Annotated in this window: 4 protein-coding genes; 3 read left to right on the top strand and 1 reads right to left on the bottom strand. The window is 50.7% G+C overall.

Annotated features, from left to right (window positions below):
• Nucleotides 1-131 precede the first annotated feature (131 nt).
• Nucleotides 132-692: a hypothetical protein gene (locus D8U73_RS26525; protein WP_130906193.1), complete on the bottom strand. Its 561-nt coding sequence runs from the start codon at nt 690-692 to the stop codon at nt 132-134.
• 197 nt (nt 693-889) lie between these two features.
• Between D8U73_RS26525 and D8U73_RS26520 the strand changes: the two genes are divergently transcribed.
• The 3 genes from D8U73_RS26520 to D8U73_RS26510 are packed head-to-tail and all read left to right on the top strand — an operon-like array spanning nt 890 to nt 8,565.
• The gene (locus D8U73_RS26520; RefSeq protein WP_130906192.1) at nt 890-2,677 is read left to right on the top strand and encodes a hypothetical protein; all 1,788 of its coding nucleotides are present in this window, start codon (nt 890-892) and stop codon (nt 2,675-2,677) included.
• A 41-nt stretch (nt 2,678-2,718) separates the two neighbouring features.
• Nucleotides 2,719-5,112, top strand: a complete 2,394-nt coding sequence (locus D8U73_RS26515) for a hypothetical protein (RefSeq protein WP_130906191.1) — start codon at nt 2,719-2,721, stop codon at nt 5,110-5,112.
• A gap of 33 nt (nt 5,113-5,145) precedes the next feature.
• On the top strand, nt 5,146-8,565 hold the full coding sequence (locus D8U73_RS26510; RefSeq protein ID WP_130906190.1) for a hypothetical protein: 3,420 nt from the start codon (nt 5,146-5,148) through the stop codon (nt 8,563-8,565).
• Nucleotides 8,566-8,704: the final 139 nt, after the last annotated feature.

The raw sequence follows: 8,704 nt of genomic DNA, 5'->3' as shown, positions 1-8,704 counted from the left end.
TCTGGCTTTGAATGAAATTCATGAAGTTGAAGGCGTTGGACTGTATCGAAGTGGAAATGCTCATGAAAGAAACCTCGATGCTTGAGCGGAAGGCGTAAAGATGCAAGTGCCGGCGGAGTCAACAAGCTTGATCATTTAACCGGTTGAGAGCGTTCGATATAAACGCAGCTGATTCGCTCATCCCAATCCTTGTTTGCAAATTCAGAGCCTTCCCATTGATCGTCTACACGAATATTCCTGTCTGGAATCAGGTCCCCGGCTTTTTTCTTTTTAAAGTCATTAAAGTTCATCACAGGCATCGGAGGATTTGGAGGGGTTACCCAGCTTGTCGGCTGCTTAACTGTTTTGAGTTTTACAAAGAAGTTATTATTGTACTTTCCATCAGAGCAGGTTTGGTTTTCATGGAAATAAATGAGTGTTGCCGAGGGGATGCCTTGGAGGGTAAAACTGGCTACCTTATTGTTTTCGCAGCTCTGACTGCTCTCGCTGAAATCAAAGGTTTTTTTGGTTTCTGGTACGGATAGGGAGCATATTTTTTCACCCTTGGAGTTGAAGAATATAATATCGCCATAGTTTGTTTTTGGCTCGTCTTGATTGCCATCAAATACCTGCGCTGCGGCAAGAGCGCTCGCCCCATAAAGTGTTATCCATGCGCAAGCAGTAGCAGCGAATAGTGCTTTTGAATACTTCATTATCGAATGCCTCGAATAAGTTCAGGAAAAAACAAGCAAGGTTTGCTTCTGCCCGACTCTAGCACCGCCAACGCGTTTGGCAACCTAGCAGTTCTGCTAGTACACAGCATTGCCCATCAGGCGTAAAACGTAATGCGAGATTCATTTCAAGGTGGGTTCAAGTTCCACTTATCTGCATTAGCGTGAGGAATATTACTATGCCAGCGGGCGATCTAGAGGCGCCGGTCATTCCACTCTTGATCAACAATACGATTGATCCGGAAGCCTTGAACGGCGGGCCACTCAAAACCTATGCCAAGTACACCGATCCCAGGCTTGGCGATTTTCTTTACCAAAGCTGGCTCGGACTTTCGGAGGATGGTGAGCCGGTAGACATCACGGACATTCCGATTGATGTCGACCCAGGCAATGAAGGTGAATTTGGCTTCCTGATGGAAGTCGCCAATCACTTTGTGCAGGCGTTGAACAAGGGGCAGGTGTTTTATTCGTTTTTTCTGAGCCGCGTCACCGACCCGCCAGGTAAACCAAGGGAAGAGTCCAAGAGAATCCATTTTGGTATCGGTAAACATGGCCTGTTATCCGCTCCGCAGATAAAGGAGTCCCATGACCTCCAGCTGGACCTCGACGCGTTTGATCGCAATATGACGATCGCGTTGGTGCCCTATACCGTGATGTCCAGCGGTGATGTGGTCAAGGTTATCTGGAAAGGGGAGCATGCTGATGGCACTCAGGGCCCAATTGTTACTTTACCTGCCAAAACCTTGAGCGATACCGACACCGACCCGACCAACAACCCAGGGCAGGTACTGAGTTGGACGGTAGATAGAATCCACCCCGCGAAGCTGCGCGGCGGCAAGATCACCCTGCATTACGAGATTACCTATGCGTCGTCCGCCACGCTGGCTGACACCGTGTCGGCCGAACGCACGATCCTGGTGACACCACCTGCCGCGCCTGAGCTACCTGTGGCCAGCGTCAAGGACCTCACTGGCACCGAGATCAATCCCGGTTGGTTTCCTGACGGTATTCGCGTGGTTATCCCGGTTTATCCGGGGATTCGTGTCGGCGACGAGGTACTGGTGTACGGCACGCGCACCGGGTCTGGAGCCGGCCCGAATAAAAATACCCTGAAGTACTTGAAGATCGATAGCTCCAACATCGAAAGCGGCAAGATCGAGGTGCCGATCGAGGCGCAATGGCTGCTGGACAATCGTGGCGGCTCGGTAAGCCTGCGCTATCAGTACGCGCGGCCGGATGCCGCGGGTTCCGGCGCTTCATTGGCATTGACCATACGCCAGCCGTTGGTATTGCCGACGCCGACGGTCGATCGCAGTGTGGAGATGGGCGGACGCGACGAGCTCAATCCGATCATGGCCATTGGCGGTGCGTATATCACGATTCCTTCTACGGCCACGATCGGTGACGGGGAGGAGGTCACGGCGTACTGGAAAGGCTTTGGCGCCAGTGGTTCGTATGAGACGCAGACGCCAAGCCAGCTCAATCCAATGAAGTTCAAAGTACCGCCCGAGGTATTACCGCCCAACTTCGGTAAAACCGTCGAAGTGACCTACAGGGTAGCCGGCCAGGACGCTGAGCCTCCTTTACAGTTGTATATCCGTCAGCTCACCAATCATCCCGGAATCGTTTGCGACAAAGCCGAGATCGGTTCGCCAGCTACCCTGAAACTGTCGCACATTCCACCTGAAGGCGCCGGGTTGAGTATCGGCCTCTGGTCATTCATTTCAACGGCGCACCGCGTGCGCTTGTGGTTGACCGCCCCCGGTATTAGCGAGCGGGACATTATTGCCGTACGTGAAGTCGAGCCTGAAGAAGTTACCGGAGAGGTCAAGGCCCGACTGTTGAAAACGGACCTGGCAGGTATTGCAACCAACGAGACACTTACCCTGAGAGCCAGCGTAAGTTTTGATGGGGGGCACTCGACCCTTTTATTTAATAGACCCCTGTCGTTGAAACTGCTGGATTGATGTTGACCAGATTGTTTCTTATTTATTGGAGTTACTGAGTCATGAGCAAAAAAACATTGGCGCAGCTAGTAGCCGAAATGCGTGACAAGTCTTTGACCTATGGTTGGGATGCCGTGACGTTATACGATCAGCGCAAGGCAAACGAGTTGTTGTTTCAACTGTATGTTGAAAGATTCAATACCGCGGATGGTTATATTGAACCTGCAAGCATGGTGGCGAAATGGGGGGATCACTCATATAGCGAGCATATATTCAATTTGAAACTCAGTGCGCCACGTCTGTCGTTTGAACGTTCGGACCCCAGTCTTGGCGCTCGGGCACGGCTGACCATGGACATGATCGGCGGGATGATTGTCAGCACTAAAAGGAATCAGGGCGGCTCGGTTTATGTGTCGAAAATGCTGAAGGTACTCCCGGTTGGCGGGTCGCAATTATGGATGGATCAACCCGTGACCAAAGGTGTGGTCACTGGGCTGGGTGATGTGGTGATTGACATAGCGAATGCCGATACATTCATGGCGAACTTTGTCGCCGGCGACCTTGCCCAGACCCAGGTTGGCGAACGTTTCAAGGAGTACTTTAAAGAAAAGGTGAAACCTGAACAGAAATTTTTTCCGTTGGGGCGCCTGGAGGGAGACTTGAATGGCGTGCTGACGCCCAAAAGTTTTGAAGTCAGAACCATGAAGTCCGACCCACTTGCGGTACTCGGAGATGAAAACTACGGTGATGGCGCCGTGATGATGTTCGTTACTTTGAAAGATGGTCTGGACAGCGCCACTTTTCCAAATGGGAATTCGACGTATCTGATTCCATCTGATGGTAATGGGAAGACATACACCGGAAGTCTTTTACTTTCGAATAAAGTCCTGCTGGATAGAATCCTTAGAACGCATTTTACCAACGTCCTGGAAAATGGCGTGATTTTCAAACCGTTGCCCTCGACTCCCGATATTGCGACTGTACTAGTGGCATCTGAGGGGGCGGTTGAGGTAGAGAGTTTTGTCCGACTTGAGGTTTGGACGCCAGGCATACCCCCAAATCCTGGTTACTTTGTACCAATACCTCTTAAAGCTGATGTAAGGTTTCCATTCAAGGACCTGCTCACGATCTCTGTGAATCCTGCCGATTCTACTTTGAAGTTGCAGTGGGAGCTCTCAGCGCAGGCCGACTATTTTGTAATGAATGAGTCCAATGAACGTCTTGTCCGTTTGGAAATGGAGGGGACGTTAAATGTGCATGCGCAGATTGCACTTGACAAGGTATCTGGCAAGGTAACTTTTAATAAGTTGAGTTCTGACGTTCGGCTGGAAGCTCCGAAGGGTGCTGAATGGCTCAAGGATTTCCCTGAGGGCTCCCACCTTCCTAATACTACCGATATGTTGGATGCGGCACTAAACTATACCGAACGCTTGTTGAGTCAAATAGAAAGTAGATTTTCCTTTCCTGAAATCGACACTTTTCTTGTCAGAAATCTGCTATTTCCGGGTGAGAATGCCCTGCAACTGTCTAATGCTGATATGCCAGGTGATGTTTTACTTGTCGGCTCGGTCGATCCACTTCGCACTTCCACTGTGCTAACTCCGCAGAACTCGACGATAAAGGCGGGCAGTGAACTGGAATTCACCCTGTCGAACACGTTGGCTAACGTTCAATGGAGTGTGAAAGATGTCGACGGCAAAATTGCTCAGCCAGGCGTGATCGATTCGGCCGGCAAATATACTGCGCCTTCTGCGAATCAATTGCCTGATGGTTTTGTTGCGGTCATGGTGACCGCCGAGGGAACCCTTGGCGGAAAAACCGTGAAAAGTTCGGCGCTGGTTTCCGTGCTTCATAGCGCCATCGTAGCCAATCCGATGTATGCCAGCTGTGAACAAGGGAAAACGCTCAAACTGTCCGTCCAGTCATTGGATCCGGGAGAGCTGCAATGGAAGTTTATGACGCCGCAGTGGAAGTCGACGTTAACGGTTGATCCAGAAGACCCGAAAAAATATATCTATACCCCCGGGACAAACATGGACGCTAATACTCCTTTCCCGATTGATCAAATTGAATTTAAAGATTCATCGGGAGCGGTTTCTTATATTTCATTGATAATTGAGAAAGTAGTGAACATTGCGCCTATGGTGCTCGCGGAAACCAGTGACTTGCCAGGCGGAAAAGCACATTTTGAGTTGCGGGGTGAAACGGGGCCTATCACTCCTGGTCCCGGAATAACGCTTACCTGGAGCAAGCTTTCAGGGAACGGTCACTTTGATGAGGTAACCGGAATCTATACGGAGCCGGATGAAGTTGCCCCAGGCGAATTCGTTGTGCTGTCGGGCACTGCCAATTTTTCTGGCCATTATAGGGTACATGGCCAAATCGCAATTCCATTACCGCTCAGCACGTATGCAGAACTTATTGAAGCCGTAGATTTTACGGTCCGAAGCGCTTGATAAAAACATCATTTATTTTAAGGCGGACGAACCATGTCAAACTATTCATTGGCTGAACTTACTAACAGGATGCAAGGGAAATCGATCACGCTCGGCTGGGATGCCGTGGTGTTCATGAATCGCACCAAGGTTAATAGCCTGTTAGAGCAGCAATATGTTACTCGCTTCAATAAAGAGAGTTTTAGTGAGCACATCTTTGGCGCGCCGGCAATGACGCCTGACGGCGATGAAGTGCTCGAATTAAGCGGGCTGATATTGAGCCACCCCCGGTTAAGCTTCGAAAAAGCCTCGTTGCGTGGTTCCCGAGTGACCGCAACCATGGATATTGTGTCTGGCACGGTGTCTTATGTGCGCAAGAGTTCCAGTCAAGTTCCCGGAGTGATTCTCTACAGCTATGTGGTGAGTGCCCATCAAGGGTACACCGTCACCATGGATATCAACCTGGCGGACACCAAAGGTTCGGTCAATGAACAGGGCCAGGTAATTGTCGATATCGGTGAGGGATATAACTGCCGCTGCAACCTGGTGAACGATGACAATTCCCAGGAATTATTGGGAAACTTCTTCAAGGAACTGTTCCTCAAACAAAAACCCGAAAACCGGCGTTACACCCTGGGTATGCTGGACTTGCGCGACGTCGATCTGTTGGCGCCGCGCTCTTTCATCATCCGCACCATGGCCACCGATGAAGGAAAGATTCGCACGTCTGACGACTACGGTGACGGCGCGGTGGTGCTGCTGGTCAGGACGAAGGGGAATAACGAGGAGGGGGCGGATCCGGCGGAGGGAGCGCTTGACTATTTGATTCCCAATGATCGGGACCCACAGGGGAAGGCGATATATTCGGCATCGTTGGTATTGGCCAGTCGGGCGATGTTTGATTGGTATATTCAGGCCAGCCTGGAGAAACAAATTGGCAATGATCTTCGTTTTGAACGGTTATCTGAGTCTGATTATATAGCCCGTTCGTTGAGGGCTATATCAGGAGGGTTTGATATTCCAGGTGTTCATCTCGAATGGGAGGATGGCCCTATGGACACCTATAAAATAACCAATATCGGCCCTCTTGGGATTGAATTTTCAGGTGCGACTCCAGGTGGTGCGCTTGATGTATCTAGTGATGATCAAGCCAGGTGCGTAATTCGATGGAAAACCACTCAAGAGCAGTCTTTTGATTTTCATATGCATAATCCGTGGGCTATTCCTCCAAACAGGCACATCTACTTTAAAATTTACCCATCGCCGGAAGTAAATATTATTCTTAAGGCAATGGTTGATCCGTCTGACAATACCGTTGTTTTAGAGCGCGCGCCGGGCTCGGTTGCTAGTTGCCCGATTGATTTTAGTGAATTCCACGCTTTGCCCGGTGAAATCCCCGGACACTTTGAGCCCGACTTTCGCGAACCAATCGTTAGTTATATCAATGAGGCATTCGGAAACTTTCATAAGATCGAGCTTCCTGAAGTCAACGTCTTGGCCATCAGCAACCTGCTCTTTCCCGAACGCAACGCCTTGCAACTGACTGAAGCCCGACTGCCTGGCGACCTGGCGCTGTTCGGTCATATCGACCCGAAAGAAACCACTTTTACCCTCGATCCACTGGTGCCAGTGGTCAAGGCCGGGGCGAAACAAACCTTCACTATCCGCCAACTGGGTATTAAAGCGACGGATGTCACCTGGAGTGTGCGCAGCGTCGACGGCGCAAGGGCGACGGGGACGATTGACAATGGTGAGTACACGGCGCCGGCCGTTCAGTTACTCGAAGGCACTGCGGCGCGCAACGTGGTGACCGCTTCTTACATAGACCCCGCTACCGGTAATGAAGTGACCGCTTCGGCATTGGTGACCGTAGCGCTGGCCGGTGTGGTGGTGACCCCGTCGATGCTGCAGATTGACATGAGGGACGATGACGCGACAACCGTCAAGCTCAAGGCAACGACGCTGGGTGGCGGGACGTTGACGTGGTCGGTGCGTGGCAATCGGGGGACTTTGAGCTCTACCCAAGGCAGCGAGGTGATCTACACACGGCCACAGACGCCATCGGAGAGCACCCTGGAGGCAGTGCTGATTGATGTCGAAGACAGTCTGGGTGAGAAAGCCATCGCTACCGTGTTGTTGCTTAACGGAACCTTTTCCCTTGTGGTCACGCCAGCATTCCATCCCGGCCTGCGGGCAAATGCCCGAGCGTTTATGAATGGTCCGGAAGGTACTTCATTAAAGTGGTCACTGGTTGCAGGAGAGGGGAATGTCGATCCTGATACTGGCGTGTTCACGGCGCCAAGCGTCATATCACAGCCCTACAGTGTGGTTAAAGGTACATTAGAAGGAGTGGTATCCGGCTACAGCATCATTCATTTGTCCGACCACGCCCGGCAGTCAAACTGGTTCGCCACGGATATATTCGATTTTGCAGTGGAGGCCAATACCAAGCCGACCAAAGTCTGGGCCAATGGTCTGCAACAGGCCAAGGTGGTGGTCCGGTTCAAGCCCTCCAGCTACGATGGGGCACCTGATCCGTTGGAAATTTCTGAGGCTGAATTGAACAGTATTCGTCTGGTTTCGGCAGACAATAAAGATCCGTTACCGCAAGTTGGGAAGGATGGTGTACCAAAAGACGGGAAATGGCATGTCGGGGAAAAAAATGGATATTTACCGTACAATCCTGAACTTGCAAGTACTTCTCAATTAACGGACTCCGGGCGACCACTGGAGGCGAAGATGTACACCAAGGACTTCTATGTTCAGTGCCATAGTGTCGAGGATCTGCGGATATCCGCCACCATTCGCAGTGATAATTACGAGACGTTTTACTCCAACCCCAGCGCCGATCATGGCGAGCCCTATACCCGTCACCTTATTGCAGTCGAACCGCCAAAGGGAGGGGGGGCTGGCAAGAATGTGCTTACTTTCGGTGACAAACCGCCGGTGCGGGTAGAGGGCCTTGCAGACGATAGAGACCTAAACACAACGGATTACTATTATTTGAAGTTGTTGGTCAATAGTACGCAGGTAGGAATAAAAGATATCGAGTTTGTCCATAGAATCTGCGACTCTAACGGCGATAACTGCAAAGACCTGCCCGGAAATTGCAGTATGGTTAAATGGGAAAGTAATACCCAGCTTGAGGATATTTACAGTATCACGGGCTATGCATTGCCCCATCGTAAAGATCCCAACGGCGAACAGATTCTGCACATTGACGAGGTCCTGTTACGGCGATTGAGTTCCAATACCGAAGTACCAGCTCCCGTTGTGGAAAGTGGGTATGCCGTACCAGAAGGTCAAGTTCTGTTCAGCCTGCATCGCCGTCAATACTGGACGTATGACAAATATGCGAAGTCGGATTTCGAGAGGCCCCTTGAGGTGATTGTTACGGATGATTATGGCAATAAGCACCGTACTTCCATCAGCTTCGGTGGTACTCGAAATAAACTGCAAATTCTCGGTTCGTAAGTAGGGTCTTTTTATTCGGGTGCGATCTGTTCTGGATCGCACTCTTCAATTACTTTGAATTTCAGGATGAGAGCTATGTCAACCTCAACTTCCGTGCATTCTAACGCCTTCAATTTCATGAGTTTCATACTCAGCCAGG

This window comes from Pseudomonas sp. Sample_22 (assembly GCF_004307635.1).
In the GTDB taxonomy this organism is placed as follows: domain Bacteria; phylum Pseudomonadota; class Gammaproteobacteria; order Pseudomonadales; family Pseudomonadaceae; genus Aquipseudomonas.
The sequence above is the reverse complement of the archived record's forward strand: the minus strand, read 5'-3'. Positions and strand labels throughout refer to the sequence as shown.

Excerpts from the sequence above, each read along its gene's own strand:
- D8U73_RS26510 (WP_130906190.1), top strand. The coding sequence starts at position 5,146 with ATGTCAAACTATTCATTGGCTGAACTTACTAACAGGATGCAAGGGAAA.
- D8U73_RS26520 (WP_130906192.1), top strand. The coding sequence starts at position 890 with ATGCCAGCGGGCGATCTAGAGGCGCCGGTCATTCCACTCTTGATCAAC.
- D8U73_RS26525 (WP_130906193.1), bottom strand. The coding sequence starts at position 692 with ATGAAGTATTCAAAAGCACTATTCGCTGCTACTGCTTGCGCATGGATA.
- D8U73_RS26515 (WP_130906191.1), top strand. The coding sequence starts at position 2,719 with ATGAGCAAAAAAACATTGGCGCAGCTAGTAGCCGAAATGCGTGACAAG.